Below are 25,336 nucleotides of genomic sequence, written 5' to 3'. Positions count from 1 at the left end.
CGCCTGCGCATAGCCGGTGCCGAAGGTCAGCCCGCCGGACGCGACGCCGATCACCGCCACGGCGAACCCGCAGACGGCCGCCACGACCAGCGCGCGCGGCAGCGGCTGCAGCGCGTTCCAGCGCCGGATGCGGCGCATGACTTTCAACGCCGAAAGCGAGAACAGCGCGCCGACCCCGCCGCCGATGATGCCGCAGGCCAGCACCAGCGGCCAGTCGGAGGCGAAGGCGACCGTGTCCCTGGCGACGCCGAAATAGGTGTAGTTGCCGAGCAGCCCGAGCGAGGCGAGGCCGGCCAGGATCACCGCCGTCAGCACCAGCCCGTTGGTGCGCGCCTCATAGGCGCGGCCCATTTCCTCGATGGCGAAGACGATGCCGGCGAGCGGCGTGTTGAAGGCGGCGGCTATGCCGGCGGCGGATCCCGCAAGGATCAGCCCGCGCGCCTGCGCCATGCCGCCCCAGCGCGCCGCCTGCAGCATCACCGAGGCGCCGACCTGCACCGTCGGGCCTTCGCGGCCGATCGAGGCGCCGCAGGCGAGGCCGACGATGGTGAGCGCGATCTTGCCCACCACCAGCCTGAGCGACAGGATGCGGCTGCGATCGTCCTCGTCGCGGAGATGCCGCGCCGCGATCGCCTGCGGAATGCCGCTGCCTTGCGATCCCGGGAAGAAGGAATGCGCCAGCCAGGCGCAGAGCACGAACCCAAGCGGCGTCACGACGAGGGGCAGATAGAAGCGCCAGCCGCCCTCATTGCCGGTCATGACGTGGAACAAGGCCTGCGCGCGGTCGGCGAGCAGGGCGAACAGGACGCTGATCAGGCCGATTGAGATGGCGCCGGCCCAGAAGACGAGCCGCGGCTGCCAGACGCGGCGCGACACCCACATGGCGTGGGAACGCCGCAGCATCGGGTACTTTCGGGATATGCCTGCCATGACCGTCCTCTTGAGGGTCACCCGCCCTAGCATACTGGCCGAGGCGATCAACCCGCGAGGGCGGGCCGATACTATGCCGGCAAGGTCGAGAAACGGTGCTCGAGGATCGCGGCTGGCAGGATCGCCGGAGATGTCGCCGGATGGCAGATAACCCGCCGGCGTGCCGGCCGGCGGGGAGGTCGGCACGCGCGGTCGGCGAGGTCACATCGCCATTTTTTCACATTCCGCCTGGGCCTTCTTGGTCGACGTATCGATCATGTAGGCCTTGCCCTTGGCGTCGGTGATCATCATCATGCAATGCTTGATGGGCTTGGCCATCTTCATCATGTCGGCGCTCATCTTGGCGTCCGGCATCATGGTGCCCATGTGACCGTCCGGCATGATCGCTGTCACCTGGCCGCCCTTCATCATGGTCATGGCGCCCATTGCGTCCTCTGCGAAGGCCTGCGAGGCGTAAAGACCGGCCAGGCCGGCAATGACTGCGAACTTGATCGAATGCATCTGAACAACTCCCATTGTTGAGGGGCATGGTCGCCCCCTTCAGGTTCGCGGACGCGTCTCGATTGGTTACGCCAACACGAATATGTGATCGATTTTCAGAAGGCGGCGGCCGTCAGCGCCGCATTTCGGCGCGGCAGGAGGTCAAGATTTGTTGACCTCTGTGCCAGCCGAAATCGCTATCGCTTCGCATCGATCGGGCCATAAAGCAGTCCGGTGCGGCGGGACGCCTGGCCGGCAGGGCCGCGCAAGGTGATCGCCGGCTTGATCGCGGATGGCTCGCGGGCGGGCCACCGCTTCCTGCACGACGGAACTGGCGGACAATTGGAACAGCATCTCTTTGCGACCGACCGCGACCCGCGTCTCAAGCTGATCATCCCGGCCATCGTCGCCATCGCCTTCCTGATGGAACAGCTCGATTCCACCATCCTCACCACCGCCATTCCGGCCATCGCGCAAAGCCTCGACACAACGCCGGTCCGGCTCAATCTGGCGATCACCACCTACATCCTGACCCTGGCCGTGTTCATCCCGGTCAGCGGCTGGTTCGCAGACCGGTTCGGCGCGCGAAAAATCTTCGCCCTGGCGCTCTTCACCTTCACCCTCGGCTCGGTCCTGTGCGGCGTGGCCGACAGCGTCGGCATGCTTTTGGCCATGCGCGCGCTGCAGGGCCTGGGCGGGGCGATGATGACGCCGGTCGGGCGGCTGATCCTGCTGAGGTCCTTTCCGCGCAGCGGGCTGATCACCGCCATGACCTACATGACTTTGCCGGCGATCGTCGGTCCCGTCATCGGACCGCTGCTCGGCGGCCTCTTGACCACCTATGCCTCCTGGCGCTGGATCTTCTATGTCAACGTGCCGTTCGGCCTCATCGGGATTTTCGCCGCCTTGCGCTTCGTCGACGATTTCCACGGCGAGGAAGCGCAGCCTTTCGACTTCGCCGGCTTCCTCATGGTGGGGGCTGGCGCGGCGCTCCTGCAATTCGGCCTGGAGAATATCGGCAGGCCGATCATTTCGCCGCTGGCGACCATGCTGGTGCTGGCGGCCTCGGTCCTGCTCCTCTTCGCCTTCAGCCGCTATGCGCGCCGCGTCGCGGCGCCCGCGGTCGATCTCACGCTGTTCCGCTTCCGCTCCTTCTGGATCGGCACGCTGGCCGGCGGGCTCTGCCGCATCGGCCTCAACGGCGCGCCGTTCCTGTTGCCGCTGATGCTGCAGGTCGGCTTCGGCATGAGCCCGGTCACGTCCGGATCGCTGACTTTCGTCGGCAGCTTCGGCGCGCTGCTGATGCGGCCGCTGCTGTCCTTCTTCCTGCGGCGCTTCGGTTTCAAGGCCGTGCTGAGCGGCAGCGCCGTGGTCGGCTCTGTTGCCGTGGCGGGCTTTGCCCTGCTCGACGCTGACACCCCGCATTGGCTGATCGGCCTCTATGTCTTTTGCTTCGGCATTGTTCGTTCGGCGCAGTTCATGTCGTCCAACACGCTGTCCTACGCCGACCTGCCGGCCGAGAAGCTCAGCCGCGCCACCAGCCTGGGCGGCGTCCTGCAGCAGCTCAGCGTCTCGCTCGGCGTTTCGATCGCCGCCATGGTGCTCGGCCTCGTCTCCGGGGAGGTGCATGCGCCGACGGCGAGCCAGTTCCATTGGGCGTTCCTGCTGACGGCGGTGATCCCGCTGCTTTCCATTCCGGGGTTCTTCTTCCTGCATCCGGAAGACGGCCAGCAGGTCAGCGGCCATCGCCGCAAGGCGGAAGTTCAAGGGTAAGCCCGGCGCATGACTCCGGCGCCAAGCTGTGCTATGCGCCGCGCTTCCTGTCAGGCCGGTGCTGAAATCGGCCGCAAATCGCTTATATTGGCGCCACCATGACCGTTTCGCTTGACCTTACCGCCGAAGGCGCCCGTGACGCCTTGCGCCGCGCAGCCCCAGCAGAAAAGCCGTCCCTGATCGGCCTGACCCGCGCCGAGCTCGGCGAGGCCCTCGTCGGTGCAGGCATCGTGCCGGAGCGCCAGGCGAAAATGCGCGCCCAGCAGCTCTGGCACTGGATGTATGTGCGCGGCATCTCCGACTTCGCGCATATGTTCAACATCTCCAAGGACCTGCGCGCCGCGCTCGACAGGCATTTCACCGTCGCCCGGCCGGAGATCGTCGAGGAGCAGATTTCTTCCGACGGCACGCGCAAATGGCTGTTCCGCTTTCCGCCGCGCGGCGCCGGCCGCCCGGTCGAGATCGAGACCGTCTATATCCCCGAGGAAGGCCGCGGCACGCTCTGCATCTCCTCGCAGGTCGGCTGCACGCTGACCTGCTCCTTCTGCCACACCGGCACGCAGAAGCTGGTGCGCAATTTGACGACGGAAGAGATCCTGGCGCAGCTGCTCACCGCGCGCGACCGGCTCGGCGACTTCCCTGACCGCGACACGCCGGACGGCGCCATCGTGCCGGCCGAGGGCCGCAAAGTGTCGAACATCGTCATGATGGGCATGGGCGAGCCGCTCTACAATTTCGAGGCGGTGAAGAAGGCGCTGCTGATCGCCTCCGACGGCGACGGCCTGTCCCTGTCGAAGCGACGGATCACGCTCTCGACCTCCGGCGTCGTGCCCGAGATCGCCCGCACCGGCGAGGAGATCGGCGTCATGCTGGCGATCTCGCTGCATGCCACCAATGACGACCTGCGCGACCTTCTGGTGCCGATCAACAAGAAATTCCCGCTGAAGGAGCTGATCGCCGCCTGCAAGGCCTATCCCGGCCTCTCCAATGCCAAGCGCATCACCTTCGAATATGTGATGCTGAAGGACGTCAACGATTCCCTCGATGACGCCAGAGCGCTGGTGAGGCTCTTGAAGGGCATTCCGGCCAAGATCAATCTGATCCCGTTCAACCCGTGGCCCGGCACCAACTACCAGTGCTCGGACTGGGAGACGATCGAGAAGTTTGCCGACTACATAAACAATGCCGGCTACGCCTCGCCGATCCGCACGCCGCGCGGCCGCGACATCCTCGCCGCCTGCGGCCAGCTCAAGTCGGAGTCCGAGCGCATGCGCAAAGTCGATCGGCTAGCGCTCGAAGCCATGATGATCGCGGGGCACGGCGAGGCGTGAGGCGCCTCATCGCCTATCTCGTCCGCTTCGCCGTCATCCTGATTGGCTATATTGTCGGCTCGCTGGCGGCGAGCGCCTTTCTCAACGCGCTTTTCCTCGGCTATTTCGGCTATGCGCTGGAGCCAGGCCACCCGACTATCGCGTCGGCGCTCTATTTTTCGGTGCCGTTCGTGGCGCTGTTCGTCGCCTATTTCGCCTTCATGCCGGCGGCCGTCGTGATCCTGGCGGCCGAGGTGCTTGGCCGGCGCGACTGGCTGTTCTATGCGCTGGGCGGCGCGGTCGTCGCCATCGTCTTCCTCGGCTTCGTGCATAATGTGGGCGACGCCAATTTCGATGTTACCGCGACCAATGCCCGCTTGGCCGTGATCGGCTGCGGCATGGTCGGCGGCATCTTCTATTGGCTCTCCGCCGGCCGTTGGGCCGGAAGCTGGCGCCGCGACCCGCTGCCCGACGCGGACCCTTGAGCTGATGACGAAAAGTTGCAGACTTTTCTGCAGCGGATCATGTCAAAACCCATCGACTTGAACAGGCTGCCCGAATCGAATTCGGCCCGCCGTGCCGAGACATTCTGGCAAGACCGACAGGAGCAGGCCGTGGCGGAAGGCGAAATGAATGGCGGCTCGGCCGCCGCTGTGGCGGAACGGCTCGATCAACCGGCCGAGCGCAGTCCGTCTGGCCTCGGCGCCGGCCTGCTGTTCATTCTCTCGATTGCCTGCGGCGTAAGCGTTGCCACCATTTACTTCCCCCAGGCGATCACGCTGCTGATCGCGTCCGACCTGCACGTCCCTGCCGACACGGCGGCCCTGGTCGTCACCACCGCCCAACTTGGCTATGCGCTTGGCCTTCTGCTGCTGGTGCCGTTGGGCGACCGGCTTCCGCATCGTCCGCTTGTCGCAACCCTGTTGACGCTGACGGCCGCAGCACTTCTGATCGCCAGCCAGGCGCCGACGCTGCCGGTGCTGGCAGTCGCAAGCATGGCGACGGGCATCACCACCGTGGTGCCGCAGATCCTGCTGCCGATGGCGGCCGGACTGATGCCGCCGGAGCGGCGCGGGGCGGTCACCGGCACGCTGCTCAGCGGATTGCTGGCCGGCATTCTTTTGGCCCGCACCTTCGGCGGCTTTCTCGGCGAGCAACTCGGCTGGCGCGGACCGTACTTGGTCGCCGCGGCGGCGCTGTTCGCCTTCGCCGTTCTGCTTGGCCTCGTGCTGCCCAGGACGGCGCCGACATCTTCGCAGCGTTATCCTTCGCTGGTCGCGGCGGCCTTCATCCTCTTTCGCGACGAGCCGGAGCTGCGCCGCTCCTGCCTTTACCAGGCGCTGATGTTCGGCGCCTTTACCGCCGCCTGGACAAGCATTGCCTTGCTGCTTGGCGGACCGCTGTACCATCTCGGCGGCCAGGCGGTCGGGCTGATCGCGCTGGTCGGCGCGGCCAGCGTGTTCTGCACGCCGGTCGTCGGCCGGCTGATCGACCGCAAGGGCCCAGACGTCGTCAGCCCGCTCGCCTTTGTCACCGGCATCGCGGCGGCGATCGTTCTACTCGGCGGCGCGCTTGGCGGAGCAACAGGCCTGCTGGCGCTCACGGCGGGCATGCTGCTTCTCGATATCGCCGTGCAAAGCGGTCAAACCGCCAACCAGGCGCGTGTCTTCGCGATCCGGCCCGACGCCCGCAGCAGGCTCAACACGGCCTATATGACCTCAGTTTTCCTCGGCGGCAGCGCCGGCTCATGGATCGGCGTCAAGATCTACGGCCATTGGGAATGGCCGGGCGTCTGCGCGCTCATCGCTGCCGCGGCGACGATCGCTCTCGCAAGGCATGCGGTGAAGATATATCGCTGAACCCTTGCCGATTGCCGCAAGCGCCGAGCGACAGCTACTTCGCCTGCGCGGTCAGGATCTTGAGCGCGAAGGCCGAGAACACGCCGCCGAACAGATAATCGACCACGCGGGTGACCCGCGGGCTGGCCTTCATGGCCGCCGAGAACTTTTCCGCCGCCAGCACCATCGGCGCCGTCACCGGGATCGACAGCGTGATGAACATCACGCCGAGGAAGAACAGCTTTCCGGACGCGTTCGGATCATGCGCGGACACGAATTGCGGCAGGAAGGTCATGAAGAACAGGATGATCTTCGGGTTGAGCAGGTTGACGCCGAGCCCGGCCGCCCAGCTGCGGAACAGCGAAACCTGCGGTCCCGTCCGCTTCTCCGGTGAGAAGGCCGAGCCCTTCGTGACCGCCTGCCAGGCCAGGAACACTAGGTAGCCGGCGCCGAAGATCTTGAGCACGAAGAAGGCCATCGGCGAAGCGACGATCAGCGCCGAGATGCCGACTACCACCAGCGTTGTGTGGATCAGCGTGCCGGTGAGCGCGCCAGCCATCGAGGCGAAGCCGGTGGCACGGCCCTGGCTCAGCGTGCGCGAGACGAACAGCGTCATGTCCGGCCCCGGCGTGATCGCCAGGATGATGGTGGCAATGGCGAACTGGATGAGCGTCGAAGTGTCGGGAATGAAGGACATGGCGAGGTTCTGCAGGGAAGACCGGTTCCTATAACGCAACTGCCTTGCCGATGCCAGCGGCTGGCGAGCGCCGAATCTCCCCCCTCGAGGGGGAGATGTCGCCGAAGGCGACAGAGGGGGTCGCTGCGCGTGAAGCGCCAACGCCTGTGCGACAAGAATGAACGCCGGCGCTCTATGTGAGACGACCCCCTCTGGCCGCTTCGCGGCCATCTCCCCCTCAAGGGGGGAGATTGGGCGCGGCTCTTGCGCCGCCCGGAAACGGCGTGATACTCGCCCCCGAACCTTTTTTCCCTGCGGAACCGCCAAAATGTCCAAGATCAAGAACGTCAAGAAAGTCGTGCTCGCCTATTCCGGCGGCCTCGACACCTCCATCATCCTGAAATGGCTGCAGACCGAGCTCGGCGCCGAGGTCGTCACCTTCACCGCCGATCTCGGCCAGGGCGGCGAGCTGGAGCCGGCGCGCCGCAAGGCCGAGATGATGGGCATCAAGGACATCCGCATCGTCGACGTGCGCGAGGAGTTCGTCGCCGACTTCGTCTTCCCGATGTTCCGCGCCAACGCCGTCTATGAAGGTACTTATCTCCTCGGCACCTCGATCGCCCGGCCGCTGATCTCCAAGCACCTTGTCGAGATCGCCAGGGAAACGGGCGCCGACGCCATCGCGCATGGCGCCACCGGCAAGGGCAACGACCAGGTCCGCTTCGAATTGTCGGCTTATGCGCTGAACCCGGACATCAAGGTCATCGCGCCGTGGCGCGACTGGTCGTTCAAGTCGCGCACCGACCTGCTCAACTTCGCCGAACAGCATCAGATCCCGGTGCCGAAGGACAAGCGCGGCGACGCGCCCTTCTCGGTCGACGCCAACCTTCTGCACTCCTCCTCCGAGGGCAAGGTGCTGGAAGACCCGTGGAGCGAGCCGCCGGAATTCGTCCACCAGCGCACCGTCTCGCCGATGGACGCGCCCGATGCCGTCACCGAAATCGAGATCGAATTCCTCAAGGGCGATCCGGTCGCGCTCAACGGCAAGAAGCTGTCGCCGGCCACCATGCTGGCGGCGCTGAACGACCTCGGCCGCGACAACGGCATCGGCCGCCTCGACCTCGTCGAGAACCGTTTCGTCGGCATGAAGTCGCGCGGCGTCTACGAGACCCCCGGCGGCACCATCCTGATCGCTGCCCACCGGGCGATCGAATCGATCACGCTCGACCGGGGCGCGGCGCACCTCAAGGACGAGTTCATGCCGCGCTACGCCGAGCTCATCTACAACGGCTTCTGGTTCTCGCCCGAGCGCGTCATGCTGCAGGCGATGATCGACAAGAGCCAGGAGGATGTCGAAGGCACGGTGCGGCTGAAGCTCTACAAGGGCAATGTCATCGTCACCGGCCGCAAGTCGAAGAAGACGCTTTACTCGGATGCGCTCGTCACCTTCGAGGACGATCGCGGCGCCTACGACCAGAAGGACGCCGAGGGTTTTATCCGGCTCAACGGACTTCGGCTGCGAACGCTGGCCGCGAGAAACCGCAAGCACTGATATATTTTTCTCATATGGCTGAAATCAAACGACCCGGCGGAAACGCCGGGTTTTATTTCAGTATGCTAATGTAAGAGATCTAAATCCAAAACGCATGCTGTTGACCTGCCGGCGCTATAGGCTACTTTGTTCGCGGGGCAGGGGGTTTGGATTTGAAGAATCGAATTTTGTTACTGCTGACCGCAATATCGGTCGCAATCGGATGCCGCGCGGCAATGGCGTCCACGAAGCCGCCAGAACCGAGCATGGCCAAATGCGTAGCCTCGGCTCGTGTTTGGGACATCACGTTCAAGCACGAGCTCGCCTCTTTCATGGGCGTATCGCTCGACCGCGTGCCGGCAATCTTTTGCCAGCGTATTTTCGAAGGCGTGCGCACCGGGCGCATCAGCTTCTCGGATGTAAACGCCATTCAGCTCGACCAGCCGACCGAAATCTGGTTGGTCATCAAGGGCAAGTCAAAGGCGGCTGCTGCTGCCACGCCGCCGCCACGGAACCCTAGATTCCGTACCTGCTCAAATGTTATCACCGGCTCCTTCGAGGTTTCCGCTTCCGAGAAATGCCCCTTAGGCGGCAGCTACTCGCAAGCTGCCGGAGTCCCGACAGTGATCGAGGGTAAGTCAAAGGCGGTCACGCCAGCGCGGCGCAACCCCAAATTCCGCACCTGCTCAAATGTCTACAGCGGCACCTTCGAGATTCCTGCTTCCCGGAAATGCCCCTCGGGCGGCGGCTAGTTTAAACTGCCAAGGCCCCGCCGGTGATCGAGGACAGGCCAAGGGCGGCTACTCAAACGCCGCGTAACTCCAGCAACGGTTTGACGGCGTGTTCCAAGTTCCCATCTCCCGGCAATACCCGTTGAGCGGCCACGCGCATTATTAGGGCGAGAGATGGAACCTGGCTGTCCAGTTGATTTTCTTTTGACCTGCACCATGAACGAAAAGCCCGGCGCAGGCCGGGCTTTTCGTCGGAATGGAGATATTCCGTCAGTCCGCGTCGATCGCCTCGGCGATGCGGGCGATGGCCTGCTGATAGACACTCGCGGAGTTCCAGCCGGCGATCGCGCCCATATTGGCCTCGTAGCTTGCGCCGGCGCGCCAGCCATGGCCCTTGAGGAAGTTGGCGGTGGACGCCAGCGCCGTGTTGCGGTCGCGCAAATTGCCGCTGCCCACGCCGTATTTCAGCACGTTTCCGGGCAGGAACTGAGTGTGGCCGATCTCGCCATGCATGGCGCCGACCGAGGAGGCGCTGAGCGCGCCGCGATCGACCAGCTTCAGCGCGGCGATGGCATGCGGCCTGAAATAATCCGGGCGGCGGCAGTCATAGGCGAGCGTCACGATCGCCGAAACCGTGTTCTGGTTGCCCATCGAGGCGCCGAAACCGGTTTCCATGCCCCAGATGGCGAGCAGCACGCCCGGCGGCACGCCATAGGTACGCTCGATATTGGCGAACATCGCCGCGTTTGCTTTCTTCAGCGCGCGGCCTCGGGAAATGATCGCGGACGCGCCGCGCCGCTGCATGAAGCTTTCCACCGAGCCGCTGAACGCCTTGTGGATCGCCCGGTCGGCGGCGATCGTCCTGGTGGCGTAGGTGGCACCCGCCAGCGCGGACAGGCCCCTCTGGCCGACACCCTCGGCTCTGGCTTCGCCGGCAAAATCCTGTTTCCAGGCGTCAAAGCCGGCGCCGTTCTTGCCACAGCTCGGAGCCGCCTCGGCGCCCGCCGCCAGCGCCAGCGTCGCCACCACGGCCGCCGCAAAGATCCTTCCTTTGGCAAAAAATGCCATCTCGTTCTCCTGAATTGCCTGAATCACGTCCCGGTTGTGAATTTGCCAGCGAAACGCCGGGTTGTCACCGCCCTCGCGGGGGACGTGACACCCGACACTGGCGAAAGAAGGGCAATCCGCTGCGATCGGCCGTCAGGTGTGGCGGGCTTGCCTCATGAAAGAGGTTGACGTCATGATGATTGGCGCCGGTTCGGGAGCTTGACGCGGCAAAGAGCGGGCGAAATAGCGGTGGAACGCAGGAAGTCTGCCGGCGTTAGAACCCGAGTCCACCTCCACGTTCCGACCCTGCAGGCTGATGACGCATGAAGCTCTTCGACTGTCCAAACTGCGGGCACCGCCTATATTTCGAGAACGCCCAGTGTCTGAACTGTTCCAGCCTGGTGCTCTACGACCCGGAGCAGGCGAAATTCGTGCTCAGCGGCGAGGGCGGCGTCCTTCCATGTGGCAACGCCGATGAATGCGCGTGCAACTGGCGCGCCGAGAACGGGCGGACCTTCTGCCGCGCCTGCGCTCTCAATAAGGTCATTCCCGACCTCTCCATCGACGGCAACCGCAGGCGCTGGATACGGGTCGAAGCGGCGAAGAAGCGTGCCGTCTACTCCCTGCTCGCCCTCGGCCTGCCGGTCATGCCCAAGGCCGATGCGGGGGACGAGACCGGTCTGGCCTTCGACTTTCTCGCCGACCCGATCGGCGCCGGTCCAGGCGGCGAACGCATCCTGACCGGCCATGACAACGGGTTGATCACGCTCAACGTCGCCGAGGCCGATTCCGCCGAGCGCGAGCGCCGGCGTGTCGAGATGGGCGAGAATTACCGCACCCTGCTCGGCCATTTCCGCCATGAGCTCGGCCACTATTATTGGGACCGGCTGGTCCGTGACGATCCCGCATATCTTTCGGCTTTCCGCGCGCTCTTCGGCGACGAGCGGACCGACTACGAGCAGGCCTTGCAGGCCTACTACGCCAACGGCGCGCCGCCGGACTGGCAGCAGCGCCACATCTCCGCCTATGCCACGTCCCATCCCTGGGAGGATTGGGCCGAGACCTTCGCGCATCATCTGCACATCACCGACACGCTCGAGATGGTGCATGCCCTGAATCTTCCGCTCGGCCGGCTCGAGACCGTCGGCGACGGCGACCTGCCGCGCGCCGATACCGGCGGACATTTGCAGCCGGCGCCCGGCGATTCAGATCCGGTGCAGGAGCCGTTCGAGAGAATCCTCGCCCGCTGGCTGGTGCTTTCGGAGGCCTCCAATTCGATCAATCGCTGCATGGGACTGCCGGATCTCTACCCCTTCGTGATTTCCGAGGTGACGGCGCGAAAACTGGCCTTCGTGAACGACCTTCTGACCGGCGCGCGGAAAAAACCTGGAACAATTCGTGAGCCGGCAGCGGCACTTTAGCCGGAACGCATAGGCCCCTGTTTCGTTTTCGAGCCCGAGGGCATGATCCCGAAAAGTGGGAACCGGTTTTCGGAAAAGATCATGCTCCAACAAAGGAGCTGGATCAGGATGACGTCTCTTCGAAACGTCATCCTGATCCAGGGAGCGTTGAAAACGGAGAGAAAACCATGAAACGCCTATTGTTTCCGGCGCTTGCCGGTGCGCTGCTCACTGTCTCGGGCGCCGCTTTCGCCGACACCCCTGTACAGGCGGTGACCGACTTGAACGTCCGCGCTGGCCCAGGTCCGCAATATCCGGTCGTCGGCGTGCTGGCGGCCGGCCAGTCAGCCACGCTCAATGGCTGCATCGAAGGCAGCAAATGGTGCACCATCGCCGAAGCAGGCGGCAAGGGTTGGGTCTATTCCGACTATGTGACGGGTGAGTTCGGCGGCAGCCGCGTTGTCGTGACGCGCCGGCCGGCCGATGCCGGCATTGCCGTCGTGGCGCCGCCGACCGATGACGTCTACACCACGGACACCTACACCGGCGCCATCGTCTCTAACGACGACGCCATCGAATCGATCGGCAGACCGCCGGCCGAGGTCGGGACCTATGTCACCGAGCACCGAGTCGATCCGGTCTATCTCGACGGCGAAGTGGTGACCGGCGCGACGCTGCCCGACACGGTCGAGCTGCGCGAGATCCCCGATTACCAGTATCGCTATGTCTATGTGAACAACCAGCCGGCGTTGGTCGATCCGGGCACGAGGCGTATCGTCTATGTGATGCGCTGATCCGGCTTGATCGCGATGAGAAGAGCGGCTGCCAGCGATGGCGGCCGCTCGTTTGTGTGCCGGCGGCTCAGGCGGCCTGCATCTGTTCGATAGAGTCGATCTCGGCTTTCTTTGCCTCGCCTTCCACCGCAAGGTCGTAGCTCGCCTGCATGTTCATCCAAAACCGCGGCGTCGTGCCAAAGAACTTGGCTAGGCGAAGTGCCGTGTCCGGCGTTACCGGCGTGGCTTCGCTCACCAGTCGCTCAATGCGCGTGCGGGGAACATGCAGCTTCTTGGCCAACGTGTATGGTTTCAGTCCAAGCGGGACCAGATATTCCTCACGAAGGATTTCGCCGGGGTGAATTGGCGGGAAGATGTTGGCAGCCATCTTCATTTCCTTTCTGGTTGCGGGCACATGCCCTAATGATAATCGGTGATCTCCACGTCCTCAGCGCCGCCGTCTACCCACCGGAAGCAAATGCGGAACTGATCATTGATGCGAATAGAGTGTTGGCCGGCACGGTCGCGTTTCAGCGCTTCCAACCGGTTGCCGGGCGGCGTTCTTAGGTCATCAAGCTCGTCAGCATTATCCAGCATGAACAGCTTTCGTTGAGCCACGCGAACCAAGTCCGACGGAAATCCCTTCGGAGACTTTCCGCCCGAAACCGCCTCCGTCGTTTTGTTTTTGAATGAACGTATCAACGGCGTCTCCGCTTGGAGCGTATCATAGAGCGATACGTGCCAGATGTCGATAGAGACGTATCGCTCCGTGATACGATTCCAGTTCTAAACCCCGAGGAACCTTGTTGAAGTAATCGCGCGGTAACCGGCGATCTTCTAGATTGCACGCCCAAAGCCTTCGGCAGGGGAGCCGCGTGACGATCGAGAATGCCGCCTTCGAGGGCTATCGCCGCTCGCCGAACGAAAAGACCACTTTGCTGCGCCTGTTCTTCGGGTCGGCCATCGTCATCGCCTTCTGGATGGCGATGACGGCTCTGGTGCTGTTTGCCGGCACCTATATCTACATCGTCTGGCGCCTGACTGGACCCTCGACCGGGCAGTACATGCAGGATTTCCTGGCCTCGCCCGTCGGCATCCTGAGCGCCCTGACCTCTTTTGCCGGCATCTGGATCGGCCTGTGGGTGGCGATGCGCTTCGTTCACGGCGAGCCGCTGTCCGCGCTGTTCGGCGACAGCCGCCGCATCGCCGGCGGCGATTTCCTCAAAGGGCTGGTCGCGGTGCTGATCACCTCGCTCTTCTCCGAAGTGCTGCTCTATTGGATGCAGCCGGAAATCGTACGCGGACCGATCGCCTTTTCGTCCTGGCTGCTCTTCCTGATCCCGATCGTGCTGCTGGCCCTCCTGCAGACCTCGTCGGAGGAAATGCTGTTTCGCGGCTACCTGCTGCGCGGCCTCGCCTATCGCTTCCGGAGCCCGTGGACCTGGGCGCTGCTGCCGGGCCTGCTGTTCACCTCGCTGCACTGGAACTCGGCCTCGACTTTTGCCATCAATGCCTGCGTCCTGGTTTCGATCGGCGCCTTCGCCCTGCTGCTCACCCTCCTGGTCTATGTCACCGGCAATCTCGGCGCCGGTTTCGGCGCCCATCTCGGCAACAACCTCACCGGCTTCCTGCTGATCTCGCACCAGGAAGGCTATAATGGCTTCGCCCTGCTCAATGCCAAGCCGCTCGAAGGCGCCGGCTGGACGAACTGGGACGCCGTGCTGATCGCCGCGATCGGCATTGTCAGCACGCTTTTGACGATGCTTTTGCTTTTGCACCAGCGCTCGCCGCTGCGAGTCGGGACGAGCAAGCAAAGCCTCGGTTGAGCGATCCCAAATCGCGGCGTGTTGGCCTAGGTTTAGGCTCAACACTTGACTCCACGGCCGATTTCCTGTTCTAGACGCCTCGAATTCCGCGACGAGTAACCTTCGCGAAAGCCGACCAGGACGCCGAAGCCTCTTTGAGGCAAGAGCTGTAAAGAGATCCTGGAGGCCAACACCCGGCAGCGCGATGCGCCCCCGGGTGCTTTTTGGCTTTGCGCTTTTGCTTGGCGACCCGGCGCGAACGCACTACCTCTCGGGCACCCACAGGTGTCAGGGAAAAGGAAGCAGAATGTTTGAAACACTCCAGGAGCGCCTTGGCTCCATCCTGAACGGCCTGACCGGCCGCGGCGCATTGTCCGAGGCGGATGTCTCGGCGGCCCTGCGCGAGGTGCGCCGTGCGCTGCTCGAGGCCGACGTCGCGCTGGAAGTGGTTCGCTCCTTCACCGACAAGGTGCGCGAGAAGGCGGTCGGCGCCGCGGTGCTGAAGTCGATCAAGCCCGGACAGATGGTCGTCAAGATCGTCCATGACGAGCTGGTCGAGATGCTCGGCGCCGAAGGCGTCGCCATCGACCTCAACGCGCCGGCGCCCGTCGTCGTCATGATGGTCGGCCTGCAGGGCTCCGGCAAGACGACCACCTCGGCCAAGATCGCCAAGCGGCTGACCGAGCGCCAGAACAAGAAGGTCCTGATGGCCTCGCTCGACACGCGGCGGCCCGCAGCACAGGAGCAGCTGCGCCAGCTCGGTGAGCAGACCAAGGTCGCGACGCTGCCGATCATCGCCGGCCAGAGCCCGGTCGACATCGCCAAGCGCGCCGTGCAGGCGGCAAGGCTCGGCGGCCATGACGTGGTCATCCTCGACACCGCCGGCCGCACCCATATCGACGAGCCGCTGATGGTCGAGATGGCCGACATCAAGAAGGTGTCGAACCCACACGAGATCCTGCTGGTCGCCGATTCGCTGACCGGCCAGGACGCGGTGAACCTCGCGAAAAGCTTCGACGAGCGCGTCGGCATCACCGGCCTGGTGCTGACCCGCATGGACGGCGACGGCCGCGGCGGCGCCGCGCTCTCGATGCGCGCCGTCACCGGCAAGCCGATCAAGCTGATCGGCACCGGCGAGAAGATGGACGGGCTGGAGGAATTCCACCCCAAGCGCATCGCCGACCGCATTCTCGGCATGGGCGACATCGTCTCGCTCGTCGAGAAGGCTGCCGAGACCATCGACGCCGAGCAGGCGGCGGCGATGGCCAAGAAGATGCAGTCGGGCAAGTTCGACCTGAACGACCTTGCCCAGCAGCTTCAGCAGATGTCGAAGATGGGCGGCATGGGCGGCATCATGGGCATGATGCCAGGCATGGGCAAGATGAAGGACCAGCTCGCCGCCGCCGGCCTCGACGACAAGATGTTCGGCCGCCAGCTCGCCATCATCTCCTCGATGACCAAGGCCGAGCGCGCCAACCCCGATATCCTGAAGCACTCGCGCAAGAAGCGCATCGCCGCCGGCTCCGGCACCGACGCGGCCGAAATCAACAAGCTGCTCAAGATGCATCGCGGCATGGCCGACATGATGAAGGCGATGGGCGGCAAGGGCAAAGGCGGCGGCCTGATGCGCGGCATGATGGGCGGCCTTGCCTCGAAGATGGGCCTTGGCGGCATGATGCCGGGCGGCGGCATGCCCGACCTCTCCAAGATGGACCCGAAGCAGCTGGAGGCTTTGCAGAAGCAGGCGCAGGCCGCCGGCCTGGGCAAAGGCCTGCCGGGCGGCTTGCCCGGTGGACTTCCCGGCGGCGGCGGACTGCCGGGCCTGCCCGGCGGCATGAAGCTTCCGGGTCTCCCCGGCCTGGGCGGCGGCGGCCTGCCTGGTTTGGGCAAGAAGAAGTGAGGGGGCGATGAACGAGGAGAAAGACATGGCCGACGCACGCGCCATCCTGGCCGGCTACCGCGCCTCGATCGACAACATCGACGCCGCCCTCATCCATATGCTGGCCGAACGCTTCCGCTGCACCAAGGCGGTCGGCGTTCTGAAGGCCGAGCATGGCCTGCCGCCGGCCGACCCGGCGCGCGAGCAGCAGCAGATCGCCCGCCTTCGCCAGCTGGCGAAGGATGCGAATCTCGACCCGGATTTCGCGGAGAAGTTCCTGAACTTCGTCGTCCGTGAAGTGATCCGCCATCACGAACAGATCGCCGCTTCCAACGGCGCTGCCAAAGCCGGCTAACAGTATCGGCCGCAAACCACATCAAACGAAATCAGAGCTTTTAGGAGAAAAGAATGGCACTGAAGATCAGACTGGCCCGCGCTGGGTCGAAGAAGCGTCCTTACTACCACGTCGTCGTTGCCGACGCCCGCTCGCCGCGCGACGGCCGTTTCATCGAGGCGCTGGGTTCCTGGAACCCGCTGCTGCCGAAGGACGGCGAGCGCGTCAAGGTCGACGCCGACCGCGTCAAGCACTGGCTGTCGCACGGCGCCCAGCCGACCGACCGCGTGCTGCGCTTCCTCGACGAGGCCGGTATCGCCAAGCGCGAAGCGCGCTCGAACCCGACCAAGGCCCTGCCCGGCAAGAAGGCGCAGGAGCGTTCCGCCCTGCTGAAGAAGGCTCAGGAAGATGCGGCCGCTGCCGCCGCCGCGGCGACCGCCGCGCCGGCCGAGGCTGAAGCCGCCACCGCCGAGTAATAACGGCGCCGTTGAAACGGCAAACGCTCCAAGAAAACGGCGGGCATGTGCCCGCCGTTTTCTTTTGGTCCGCCTGATGTCTCAGTAGCCGGACGGGCAGCGCGCCACATAGACGCGTCCGTAACGATCGCGGTAGCGGCACTGGCCGGCCTCGCTGGCGTGGCCGATCAATGCGCCGGCGACGGCACCGACCGCGCCGCCGACCACCGCGCCCTGCACCGGATCGCCGGCCACCGCGGCACCGACCGCCGCGCCGCCCAGGCCGCCGATCGCCGCGCCCTTTTCCGTCTGCGAGCAGGCGCCCAAGGCCATCGTCAGAACCAGAATGGTAATTGCTTTCTTCATTGCTGTTCCTCTCTCAAGCGCCGTCCTCGCCGCCATGCCCTAAACTCACGAACAGCTAAATTGATCCCGGCGATGGTGAAGATTGGCCGGCTACGTGCCGGCCGCATCTACGGGACCAAGCGCCAACCTACTGAAATCTTGTGGCTTTCACCGCTCGGAAAGGCGTCTCGGATTATCGAGCCCGGCCTCGAAATCCTTGCAGATGAGGTTATGAGAATGAGCATCGCTTTGCCCCTGTTATCGGCTGAACGGGATCAGCGCCCGCACTCTTGCGTCGCGCAGATAGAGCCCGCCCCACAGGATGACGCCGAGATAGACGCCGAACAGCGTGTGCGAGAAGAGCGGGTTGCCGATCCGCAAATGCGTCGAGATCGCGCCGCCCATATAGGCGGTGAGCAGGATCGCGCCGAGCACCGAAGTGCGCGGCAAGGCATAGAGCGCGGTCGAGATCAGCCCGATGACCCCGATCAGCCGTGCGATGTTCGGATCGGCCGGCCAGCCGATCTCGGTCATCGTCTGGGTGACGATATCGAGCGGCGGCAGCTTGATGACGCCGTCGAAGATCATGAACAGGACGACCACGGCGCTGAGCGCGCGCCCGGCCCACAAAGCGCCTTTTGAAGCAGGCGCGGCTTCGGAAATGCTCATGGATCTTCCCTCCTGGGTGCGAATACTGGCTGCTTGCCGGGTTCGATCCAAGGACGAAGGAACATGCCGCGATCCTACACGCCCAACCTGGTCATTCCAGGGCGGAGCAAGGAGCGGAGCGACGCGCGCAGACCCTGGAATCCATGCCGTGACGCTAAAGCGTTGCTGCGGTTACAGAATTCTGCACCGTTGCACCCTACGGCGGCAGTCACGGCATGGATACTCGGGTCAAGCCCGAGTATGACGACGTTGCGAGGGTCTCGGCTAATCTCAGAAGTCGGTGCCAGAAGCGCTCACCCACCCCGCTTCGCGATTGGCCGTGGCTTACATCCCGGCGACGCGCGCAGATGGCGAAGCGCCTATTGCTACGAGAAGTAAAATTTGTCGGCCGCGATCATCTTCGGCGGCGTCTCGTCCAGCGCCTCGAACACGGAAATCTCACAAACGCGGCAGAGGCCGTCCAGCGCCAGGTCGTTCGCCTCGATGCCGAACGGGTCCTCGAGCTCTTCCGACAGCGCGTCGAGGCCGAAGAAGGTGTAGGCGATCAGCGCCGTGAACAGCGGCGTCGCCCAGCCCGTGGTCGAGACCAGGCCGAACGGCAGAAGCAGGCAGACGACATAGGCCGTGCGGTGCAGCAGAAGCGTGTAGGCAAAGGGCAGGGGCGTGCCGGCGATGCGCTCGCAGCCGGCCTGGATGGCGGCGATCGCGGCCAGCCTTTCATCGAGGATGCGGAAGCCGATCGGGTCGAGCGCGCCGGCCTCGCGCCGCGCATTGGCGCGCCGGCCCATGCGGCGGACCATGTCTTCGGCAGGGTTGGCGCGGGCGGCGGCCTTATCGACCTCGTCGCCGATGAAGGCGCGCGCGTCCTTTATGCTGTCGATCCGGCGCAATTGCCCGCGCAGCAGATGGCAGAAGGCAAGCGCCTCCATCAGCAGCGCGCGCTGCTCGGCGCGGTCGCCGATCAGGCTGGTGGTGGCGCGCGCTAGGTTGCGGATCTCGAAGACCAGCCCGCCCCAGAGCTTGCGCGCCTCCCACCAGCGGTCATAGGCGGCGTTGTTGCGAAACGACAGATAGATCGACAGCGTCACGCCGACGAGCCCGAAAGGCGCGATGCTGAAGGCGCTGAGATCGAGCTGGAAGTGCCGTGCCACGAGCAGGATGACCGCCGAGTAGATGGCGAAGCCGAAAATCTGCGGCAGGATGCGCGGCACCACCGAGCCGCGCATGATGAAGAACAATTCCAGGAATGTCGGGCGCGGGCGGACGATCATCGGGTGAACCTTTGCAAGCCGTTATGTCTCTACGGCAATAACGAACCCGCGGCTCAGCCGCCAGCGACATCGCTATGTCGTCCAGGCGCCGGACCGTTGACGTTTCGAGCAGGACTGTCGAGAACGTCGCAGAGCGTCAGACGAAGGAAAGGAAAGATGAACGGCGAGACGGATCTGCAGAAGCTGCTGGCGTCGATGACGCCGTGGCTTGACCCGGAAGTCTATGTCTTCGTCACCTTGCCGCCCGGCGCAGTGTTGCCGGAAGGCGAGGAGCCGGTGATGCGCTTCATCGAGCGCGAGGGCACGACGCTGATCCTGGCCGAAAGCCAGGCAAAGGCAGCCGGCCTCGCCGAAACGTTCCGCTGCCGGATGATCACGCTCGACGTCCACTCGTCGCTGGAAGCCGTCGGTTTCCTCGCCGCCATCACGACACGGCTCGCGGCCGCCGGCATGGGCGTCAATCCGGTCTCGGCCTTCTACCACGACCATATGTTCGTGCCGGCGGAGCGGGCGGAGGAGGCGTTGGCGATATTGCGGGCGCTGGCGGGGGAGAGCGGCGGCTGACTTCGGCGCCTGAGTACGTAAAGAATTATCGGGCAGGCCTTCTTCATTGGCTGCCACCAGCGTTGCACTCCGCTGGAACACCCCTCATCCGTCTCGGCGCTACCGCGCCGATCCACCTTCTCCCGCAAGGGGAGAAGGAAGAGGCGCTCCGGCCGAAGGCCGAGCCCGCGACCGCGGGCCGCCGGTCATCCGGCGCCCTCGCGGAGGGCCCGCCGCGGCAGCGGCGGAACAGCCCGTGAGCGCTAATTAAACAGCCGTCAGGCCGCCTTCTTTTTCGGCTGGATCAGGCCGCGCTCGACCAGCAGTTCGGCGATCTGCACGGCGTTGAGCGCCGCGCCCTTGCGCAGATTGTCGGAGACGACCCACATCGACAGGCCATTGTCGATGGTCGAATCCTCGCGGATGCGCGAGATGAAGGTGGCGTCCTCGCCGGCCGATTCCAGCGGCGTGATGTAGCCGCCGTTCTCGCGCTTATCGAGCACCTGGCATCCCGGCGCCTCGCGCAGGATCTCGCGCGCCTCGTCGGCAGTGATCGGCTTCTCGAACTCGATGTTGACCGCTTCCGAATGGCCGATGAACACCGGCACGCGCACGCAGGTCGCCGTCAGCTTGATCTTGGGGCCGAGCATCTTCTTGGTCTCGGCCACCATCTTCCACTCTTCCTTGGTGGAGCCGTCGTCGAGGAAGACGTCGATATGCGGAATGACGTTGAAGGCGATGCGCTTGGTGAATTTCTTGACGTCGACCTGGTCGGCGACGAACACGGCGCGGGTCTGCGTGAACAGCTCGTCCATGCCTTCCTTGCCGGCGCCGGAGACCGACTGGTAGGTGGCGACGACGACGCGCTTGATGGTGGCGACGTCATGCAGCGGCTTCAGCGCGACGACCAGCTGCGCCGTCGAGCAGTTCGGATTGGCGATGATGTTCTTGCGCGAGAACAGCGAGACCGCGTCCGGGTTCACCTCCGGCACGATCAGCGGCACGTCCGGGTCGTAGCGAAAAGCCGATGAATTATCGATGACGACGCAGCCCTGCTTGCCGATCTTGGGCGACCATTCCTTGGAGACGTTGCCGCCGGCCGACATGACGCAGAGGTCGGTGTCGGAAAAGTCGTAGGTGTCGAGCGCCTTGACCTTCAGCGTGCGGTCGCCGAAGGACACTTCGGTGCCCTGGCTGCGCCGCGACGCCAGCGCCACCACTTCGCTCACCGGGAAGCCGCGCTCGTCCAGAATGTTGAGCATTTCGCGGCCCACATTGCCCGTGGCGCCGACTACCGCAACCTTGAAACTCATCTGATATCTCCTGTCCCTCTCCGCTTGGTTGTTGGAGAAAACCCGCCGGCCTGATGCGGGTTTCATCCCCCGGGCCGGACCCGGGAGAGGGTGGTTAGGCCAAGGGAATCACACCGTTTTGGTGGTGGTTTTCTTGGCCGTAGTTTTGCTGGAACGGACGGACGCGCCGAAGCGCCCGGCCCAATGCGTTACATTGTGGCTGGGGGCATCGAATGCAAGAAGAGCCATCAAAAGGCCGCGCATTGAGGATGATCCCGTTCGACGCGGGCTTTTACGCGGTTTGGTGGAAGAGTCAATTGGCAGCGCCTCTCCTTCTCCCCTTGTGGGAGAAGGTGGATCGGCGCGTAGCGCCGAGACGGATGAGGGGTGTTCCAGCGGAGTGAGACGCTGGCTTTCCCTGGAGCATCCCTCATCCGTCGCCTTCGGCGACACCTTCTCCCGCAAGGGGAGAAGGAGAGGCGGTGCCGCCTGCTCTGTACAATGCCGTCGCCAAGAAGTAGGAACCCACCAACCGTCCGGCCTTGCGGCGCCTCAGCGCCTGCCGGCATCAGCCCATCGATGGGCTTATAGAAGCTTCGAATTCCGAAAGAAGAAAATGTCCAGTTTCGAGATGATCGTTCCTGCGCTGGCAGAGGCGCTGGAAAAGCGCGGTTATTCGGCGCTGACGCCGGTGCAGAAGGCGGTGCTGGAGCCTGAGCTCGGCGAAGCCGACGCGCTGGTATCGGCGCAGACCGGGTCCGGCAAGACTGTCGCCTTCGGCCTTGCCGTGGCGCCGACCCTGCTTGGCGACGCTCAGCGTTTCACCGCTGCCGGCGCGCCGCTGGGCCTGGTGGTGGCGCCGACGCGCGAGCTGGCGCTGCAGGTGCGGCGCGAGCTGGAATGGCTCTATGAGCTGACCGGCGCGCAGATCGCCTCCTGCGTCGGCGGCATGGACATGCGCACCGAGCGGCGCGCGCTGGAGCGCGGCGCTCACATCGTCGTCGGCACGCCCGGCCGGCTGCGCGACCACATCACGCGCGGCGCGCTCGACATGTCGGCGCTGAAGGTGGTGGTGCTGGACGAGGCCGACGAGATGCTCGACCTCGGCTTTCGCGAGGATCTCGAATTCATCCTCGACTCGGCGCCCGCCGAGCGCCGCACACTGATGTTTTCCGCCACCGTGCCACGCTCCATCGCCACGCTGGCCAAAAGCTACCAACGCGACGCCGTGCGCATCTCGGCCGGCGGCGAGGAAAAGCAGCATCTCGACATCGAATACCGGGCGCTTTCCGTCGCGCCCGCCGACCGCGAGAACGCCATCATCAATGTGCTGCGCTATTACGAGGCGGCCAATGCAATGGTGTTCTGCAACACCCGCGCCGCGGTGAACCATCTCACCGCGCGCTTCAACAACCGCAATTTCGCCGTCGTGGCGCTGTCCGGCGAGCTCAGCCAGAACGAGCGCAGCCATGCCCTGCAGGCGATGCGCGACGGTCGCGCCCAGGTCTGCATCGCAACGGATGTCGCTGCGCGCGGCATCGACCTGCCCAATCTCGATCTCGTCATCCATGCCGACCTGCCGAGCAATCCGGAGACGCTGCTGCATCGCAGCGGCCGTACCGGACGCGCCGGGCGCAAGGGGGTGAGCGCACTGATCGTGCCGGGCAATGCCCGCCGGCGCACCGAGCGGCTGCTTGCCAATGCCGGCCTGACCGCGACCTGGGCAAGCCCGCCCTCGGCCGACGAGGTGCTGCGGCGTGACGACGAGCGCATCCTGGCCGACCCGTCCTTTGGCGAGCCGGTGAAGGACGAGGAGCGCGACTTTGCCGCCGCGCTTCTCGAGCGGCACGGCGCCGAGCTGGTGGCCGCCGCCTTCGTGCGGTTGTGCCGTGGCAGCCGCTCGGCGCCCGAGGACCTGATCGACGTCGGCCCGTTCGCCCCGTCGAAGGAGAAGTTTGCGCGCCGGGAAGAAGCCCCCGCGCGCCGCGACGACTTCGGCGACAGCGTCTGGTTCTCGCTCTCGGTCGGCCGCCGGCAGAATGCCGAGCCGCGCTGGCTGATCCCGATGCTGTGCCGCACCGCCGGCATGTCCAAGCGCGAGATCGGCGCCATCAAGATGCAGCCGGAGGAGACCTTCGTGCAGATCGCCGCCGACTGGGCCGACCGCTTCGTCGCCGCGATCGGCCCCGACCGCAAGCTGCAGGGCAGCATCGCGGTGAGGCGCATCGACGGCACGCCCGACCTGTCGCGCGCCGGCTATCAGCCGCCGAAGCCGGACAAGAAGCCGCATCGCGGCAAGCGGGCTTTCGACCAGGGTGCATCCCGGTTCGAGAAGCGAGCGCCGGACGAGCGGCCCGGTGGCGACGCGAAACCCTGGGCGAAGAAGCCGGCAAAGGCGAAGTTCGACAAACCAAAGTTCGACCAACCGGCAAAGCGCAAGAAGCAGAAGAAGCGGCCAGTGTGACTATAAGCCAATCCATCACTCGCGCGGGCAATTCTTGGGCGGCTGTCGGCGACATCGGCAGTGAGAACAAGCGGGGACTTATCCTGGCCGGTGTCTCGCTCTAGCGCCTCGCGTGCATTGCGTTTTTCTGCAACCATCGATAGCATGTTGACGGCGATGCAGGGGGGGGCCAATGCGCGGCACTGTGTTTCACTACGACGAGAATCACGACTACGGCTACATTAACGGTGTCGACGGCAAGCGCTACATCTTCGGCCGCAAGGACCTGACAGAGGGCATGCCCCTCGCCAAAGGTCTGCTGGTCCAGTTCACGCCAGACGACGGGACTGCACACGACATCGTGGCCGCGAGCCGACCTTCGCTCCCGGCAAACGGCAATCCGGAACAGCGCGGCCGCAACGCGCAACGCCATTCCACCGGCCCCATGGGACTGTGGGCCTATTTTCTGCGTGCGCTCGGCGACGACTACCGCAATTTCACCGGCCGAGCGCGCCGTAAGGAGTTTTGGGCGTTCTATCTGTGGTTCTACGTCGTGCTCGTCACGCTATTCGGTTTCGGCATCCTGCTCAACCTGGCGATAAGCGGCTTCGATGACGGCCCAAGGACGTCGATCGGGTACATTCCTGCCCTGCTTTTCGTGCTGGCAGCAATCCTGCCGTCGATCGCAGTCGTCGTGCGGCGTCTGCACGACATCGGGCTGACCGGCTGGTTTGCCTTGCTTTGCTACATCCCGGCTTTCGGAGCCGTGGCCTTTCTGATCTTCGGGCTTCTACCTTCACAGTTCGGGGAGAACCGATGGGGGTCGATACAGGCCGGCGTCAGGTTCTAGCGATCCTGTTCAGCGCGTTTCCCGACAGCCGCAGGAAAATCTTCTGGCCGTGGCGCTCGGCGCCAAGCCGGTCGTAGAAACGCAGCGCGCCCTCGTTCCAGTCTTCCGTGGTGAGGTCGATGCGGCCGATGCCTTTGCTGACGCAATAGCCGGCGAGGAAGCCGATGAGCGCGCGGCCGACGCCCTTGTCGCGGGCGCCATCGCGCACGAACAGATCCTTCAGGAACATCAGCCTTTCGAGATCGATGCCTGGGTGGGCGATGGCCACCGAGGCGAGGCCGGCGACCTCGCCGCCCGCGAAGGCCAAGGCGAAATGCGGATAGGCCGGGCTCTCGTCGGTGAGCCATTGCCGCGCCGTGGCCGCCGCCCGGCTGTGATCGAGCGGCGTCTGCCGGTAGTGAGCCGCCATCGCGCAGAGCAGGGTGGCGAGCGCTTCAGCATCGTCGACCCTCGCCCAGCGAATGTCGACGGAGCCGGGATCAGCCAAGGAATTTGGCGATGATGGCATCGCCCATCTCGGTGGTGCCGACTTCCTTCATGCCTTCAGACATGATGTCTTTCGTGCGCAGGCCGTCGTCGAGCACGGCGGCGATGGCCGCTTCGAGCTTGTCGGCTTCCGCCACCATGCCGAAGGAATAGCGCAGGCACATGGCGAAAGAGGCGATCATGGCGATCGGGTTGGCGATGCCCTTGCCGGCGATGTCGGGCGCCGAGCCGTGCACCGGCTCGTAGAGCGCCTTGCGCTTCTTGGTCTTGGCATCCGGCGCGCCGAGCGAGGCCGAAGGCAGCATGCCGATCGAGCCGGTCAGCATGGCAGCGATGTCGGAGAGCATGTCGCCGAACAGATTGTCGGTGACGATGACGTCGAACTGTTTCGGCCAGCGCACCAGCTGCATGCCGCCTGCGTCGGCCAGCATCTGGTCGAGCTTGAAGTCGGAATAGCGCGGCTTGTGCGTCTGGG

Annotated in this window: 27 protein-coding genes; 15 read left to right on the top strand and 12 right to left on the bottom strand. The window is 64.8% G+C overall.

Annotated elements, in window-relative coordinates; all coding sequences use genetic code 11:
* Together EOA23_RS13475 and EOA23_RS13470 are read right to left on the bottom strand one after the other, a co-directional pair.
* On the bottom strand, positions 1-930 hold a 930-nt coding region (locus EOA23_RS13475), incomplete at its 3' end, for a chloride channel protein (protein WP_145966425.1).
* A gap of 201 nt (positions 931-1,131) precedes the next feature.
* Positions 1,132-1,431 carry a hypothetical protein gene (locus EOA23_RS13470; protein WP_127304483.1) on the bottom strand — a complete coding sequence of 100 codons (300 nt, stop codon included), beginning with the start codon at positions 1,429-1,431 and terminating at the stop codon, positions 1,132-1,134.
* A 213-nt stretch (positions 1,432-1,644) separates the two neighbouring features.
* Between EOA23_RS13470 and EOA23_RS13465 the strand changes: the two genes are divergently transcribed.
* From EOA23_RS13465 to EOA23_RS13450, 4 genes are all read left to right on the top strand, one after another.
* Positions 1,645-3,183, top strand: a complete 1,539-nt coding sequence (locus EOA23_RS13465; RefSeq protein WP_245474156.1) for a DHA2 family efflux MFS transporter permease subunit — start codon at positions 1,645-1,647, stop codon at positions 3,181-3,183.
* 98 nt (positions 3,184-3,281) lie between these two features.
* A complete protein-coding gene (gene rlmN, locus EOA23_RS13460) occupies positions 3,282-4,514 on the top strand; it encodes a 23S rRNA (adenine(2503)-C(2))-methyltransferase RlmN (RefSeq protein WP_127304482.1) in 1,233 nt (410 codons plus the stop codon).
* Positions 4,511-4,978: a hypothetical protein gene (locus tag EOA23_RS13455; protein WP_127304481.1), complete on the top strand. Its 468-nt coding sequence runs from the start codon at positions 4,511-4,513 to the stop codon at positions 4,976-4,978. The genes rlmN and EOA23_RS13455 overlap by 4 nt, the downstream gene beginning before the upstream one ends.
* 129 nt (positions 4,979-5,107) lie before the next feature.
* On the top strand, positions 5,108-6,352 hold the full coding sequence (locus EOA23_RS13450) for an MFS transporter (protein ID WP_210212484.1): 1,245 nt from the start codon (positions 5,108-5,110) through the stop codon (positions 6,350-6,352).
* A gap of 34 nt (positions 6,353-6,386) precedes the next feature.
* On the opposite strand, the gene EOA23_RS13445 is transcribed toward EOA23_RS13450, so the two are convergent.
* Positions 6,387-7,028, bottom strand: coding sequence for a LysE family translocator (locus EOA23_RS13445; RefSeq protein ID WP_127304484.1), 642 nt, complete (start codon positions 7,026-7,028; stop codon positions 6,387-6,389).
* 307 nt (positions 7,029-7,335) lie between these two features.
* On the opposite strand from EOA23_RS13445, the gene EOA23_RS13440 reads away from it, so the two are divergent.
* Together EOA23_RS13440 and EOA23_RS13435 are read left to right on the top strand one after the other, a co-directional pair.
* Positions 7,336-8,559: an argininosuccinate synthase gene (locus tag EOA23_RS13440; RefSeq protein ID WP_127304480.1), complete on the top strand. Its 1,224-nt coding sequence runs from the start codon at positions 7,336-7,338 to the stop codon at positions 8,557-8,559.
* A gap of 146 nt (positions 8,560-8,705) precedes the next feature.
* Positions 8,706-9,290, top strand: coding sequence for a hypothetical protein (locus EOA23_RS13435; protein WP_189341597.1), 585 nt, complete (start codon positions 8,706-8,708; stop codon positions 9,288-9,290).
* A gap of 249 nt (positions 9,291-9,539) precedes the next feature.
* On the opposite strand, the gene EOA23_RS13430 is transcribed toward EOA23_RS13435, so the two are convergent.
* The gene (locus EOA23_RS13430; protein WP_042645451.1) at positions 9,540-10,337 is read right to left on the bottom strand and encodes a lytic transglycosylase domain-containing protein; all 798 of its coding nucleotides are present in this window, start codon (positions 10,335-10,337) and stop codon (positions 9,540-9,542) included.
* A 302-nt stretch (positions 10,338-10,639) separates the two neighbouring features.
* Here EOA23_RS13430 and EOA23_RS13425 point away from each other — a divergent pair, with 302 nt between their 5' ends.
* Together EOA23_RS13425 and EOA23_RS13420 are read left to right on the top strand one after the other, a co-directional pair.
* Positions 10,640-11,737 carry a putative zinc-binding metallopeptidase gene (locus tag EOA23_RS13425; RefSeq protein WP_127304479.1) on the top strand — a complete coding sequence of 366 codons (1,098 nt, stop codon included), beginning with the start codon at positions 10,640-10,642 and terminating at the stop codon, positions 11,735-11,737.
* 167 nt (positions 11,738-11,904) lie between these two features.
* Positions 11,905-12,510 carry a DUF1236 domain-containing protein gene (locus EOA23_RS13420; protein ID WP_127304478.1) on the top strand — a complete coding sequence of 202 codons (606 nt, stop codon included), beginning with the start codon at positions 11,905-11,907 and terminating at the stop codon, positions 12,508-12,510.
* A 67-nt stretch (positions 12,511-12,577) separates the two neighbouring features.
* On the opposite strand, the gene EOA23_RS13415 is transcribed toward EOA23_RS13420, so the two are convergent.
* Positions 12,578-12,877, bottom strand: coding sequence for a HigA family addiction module antitoxin (locus tag EOA23_RS13415; RefSeq protein ID WP_042645449.1), 300 nt, complete (start codon positions 12,875-12,877; stop codon positions 12,578-12,580).
* A 32-nt stretch (positions 12,878-12,909) separates the two neighbouring features.
* On the bottom strand, positions 12,910-13,191 hold the full coding sequence (locus EOA23_RS13410) for a type II toxin-antitoxin system RelE/ParE family toxin (protein ID WP_127304477.1): 282 nt from the start codon (positions 13,189-13,191) through the stop codon (positions 12,910-12,912).
* A gap of 173 nt (positions 13,192-13,364) precedes the next feature.
* Here EOA23_RS13410 and EOA23_RS13405 point away from each other — a divergent pair, with 173 nt between their 5' ends.
* The 4 genes from EOA23_RS13405 (at position 13,365) to rpsP (ending at position 16,983) form a co-directional block, all read left to right on the top strand.
* Positions 13,365-14,315 (top strand): CPBP family intramembrane glutamic endopeptidase, encoded by a 951-nt coding sequence (locus tag EOA23_RS13405; protein WP_127304476.1) that lies wholly within the window; start codon positions 13,365-13,367, stop codon positions 14,313-14,315.
* Between the two features lie 286 nt (positions 14,316-14,601).
* Complete coding sequence (gene ffh / locus EOA23_RS13400) at positions 14,602-16,194, top strand: signal recognition particle protein (protein WP_127304475.1); 1,593 nt, start codon at positions 14,602-14,604, stop codon at positions 16,192-16,194.
* 7 nt (positions 16,195-16,201) lie between these two features.
* Complete coding sequence (locus EOA23_RS13395) at positions 16,202-16,528, top strand: chorismate mutase (protein ID WP_073989908.1); 327 nt, start codon at positions 16,202-16,204, stop codon at positions 16,526-16,528.
* Between the two features lie 53 nt (positions 16,529-16,581).
* On the top strand, positions 16,582-16,983 hold the full coding sequence (gene rpsP / locus EOA23_RS13390; protein WP_127304474.1) for a 30S ribosomal protein S16: 402 nt from the start codon (positions 16,582-16,584) through the stop codon (positions 16,981-16,983).
* An 81-nt stretch (positions 16,984-17,064) separates the two neighbouring features.
* On the opposite strand, the gene EOA23_RS13385 is transcribed toward rpsP, so the two are convergent.
* From EOA23_RS13385 to EOA23_RS13375, 3 genes are all read right to left on the bottom strand, one after another.
* The gene (locus EOA23_RS13385) at positions 17,065-17,328 is read right to left on the bottom strand and encodes a YMGG-like glycine zipper-containing protein (protein ID WP_040987857.1); all 264 of its coding nucleotides are present in this window, start codon (positions 17,326-17,328) and stop codon (positions 17,065-17,067) included.
* Between the two features lie 237 nt (positions 17,329-17,565).
* Positions 17,566-17,976 (bottom strand): DoxX family protein, encoded by a 411-nt coding sequence (locus EOA23_RS13380; RefSeq protein WP_127304473.1) that lies wholly within the window; start codon positions 17,974-17,976, stop codon positions 17,566-17,568.
* 365 nt (positions 17,977-18,341) lie between these two features.
* The gene (locus EOA23_RS13375) at positions 18,342-19,247 is read right to left on the bottom strand and encodes a bestrophin family ion channel (RefSeq protein WP_127304472.1); all 906 of its coding nucleotides are present in this window, start codon (positions 19,245-19,247) and stop codon (positions 18,342-18,344) included.
* Positions 19,248-19,403: 156 nt separating this feature from the next.
* On the opposite strand from EOA23_RS13375, the gene EOA23_RS13370 reads away from it, so the two are divergent.
* Complete coding sequence (locus EOA23_RS13370) at positions 19,404-19,811, top strand: ACT domain-containing protein (protein ID WP_127304471.1); 408 nt, start codon at positions 19,404-19,406, stop codon at positions 19,809-19,811.
* 257 nt (positions 19,812-20,068) lie between these two features.
* On the opposite strand, the gene EOA23_RS13365 is transcribed toward EOA23_RS13370, so the two are convergent.
* Positions 20,069-21,103, bottom strand: coding sequence for an aspartate-semialdehyde dehydrogenase (locus EOA23_RS13365; RefSeq protein WP_127304470.1), 1,035 nt, complete (start codon positions 21,101-21,103; stop codon positions 20,069-20,071).
* 595 nt (positions 21,104-21,698) lie between these two features.
* On the opposite strand from EOA23_RS13365, the gene EOA23_RS13355 reads away from it, so the two are divergent.
* Both EOA23_RS13355 and EOA23_RS13350 read left to right on the top strand, forming a co-directional pair.
* Complete coding sequence (locus tag EOA23_RS13355) at positions 21,699-23,546, top strand: DEAD/DEAH box helicase (protein WP_127304468.1); 1,848 nt, start codon at positions 21,699-21,701, stop codon at positions 23,544-23,546.
* A 172-nt stretch (positions 23,547-23,718) separates the two neighbouring features.
* Positions 23,719-24,375 (top strand): DUF805 domain-containing protein, encoded by a 657-nt coding sequence (locus EOA23_RS13350; protein ID WP_127304467.1) that lies wholly within the window; start codon positions 23,719-23,721, stop codon positions 24,373-24,375.
* On the opposite strand, the gene EOA23_RS13345 is transcribed toward EOA23_RS13350, so the two are convergent.
* The gene (locus EOA23_RS13345; RefSeq protein ID WP_127304466.1) at positions 24,365-24,883 is read right to left on the bottom strand and encodes a GNAT family N-acetyltransferase; all 519 of its coding nucleotides are present in this window, start codon (positions 24,881-24,883) and stop codon (positions 24,365-24,367) included. The genes EOA23_RS13350 and EOA23_RS13345 overlap by 11 nt on opposite strands.
* On the bottom strand, positions 24,855-25,336 hold a 482-nt coding region (locus tag EOA23_RS13340), incomplete at its 5' end, for an isocitrate/isopropylmalate family dehydrogenase (protein WP_245474154.1). The genes EOA23_RS13340 and EOA23_RS13345, both read right to left, overlap by 29 nt.

Source organism: Mesorhizobium sp. M2A.F.Ca.ET.042.01.1.1, from assembly GCF_003997405.1.
Lineage (GTDB): Bacteria > Pseudomonadota > Alphaproteobacteria > Rhizobiales > Rhizobiaceae > Mesorhizobium.
The sequence above is the reverse complement of the archived record's forward strand: the minus strand, read 5'-3'. Positions and strand labels throughout refer to the sequence as shown.